The 402-nt window shown below is 62.4% G+C and carries 1 pseudogene; it reads left to right on the plus strand.

Going from position 1 to position 402, the window contains the following annotated elements:
* Positions 1-31: 31 nt before the first annotated feature.
* Positions 32-402 (plus strand): annotated as a pseudogene (locus AC0L3D_RS36975) (OmpA family protein); the annotation flags it as partial.

Below are 402 nucleotides of genomic sequence, written 5' to 3' on the forward strand. Positions count from 1 at the left end.
AGCACGCGCGGCGGAGCACTGGCAGACTTATGTGTCGCGACTTGAGGCCCAACCGGGAATCATCGTCGCCCAACAAACCGCGGGGGGCGGACAGTTCTATATTTCCGGCCTGAGAGACCCGCTTGCCGCCGACCCGCAGTCGCTGTTGTCCGGAACGCAGGTCGATCCCGCCCGCGTTCATTCGCAGTGGCAATTCTATCAGAGCCTTGAGCCGCAGTTCGTGCTGAAGCGGCTAACGGCTTCGCTGGCTCCGCCAAAATCGGTTCGGCTTTCGATCGTCGAGGATCGCATCGTTGCCGAGGGTGAGGCTCCAGACGCCTGGATAGATCGGGCACGCGCAGCGGCCCGACAGCTTGAGGCAGGCGGACCGGTATTCGACATCTCCAAGGTTCGTGATGTGAG

The organism is Mesorhizobium sp. WSM4837, from assembly GCF_055811435.1.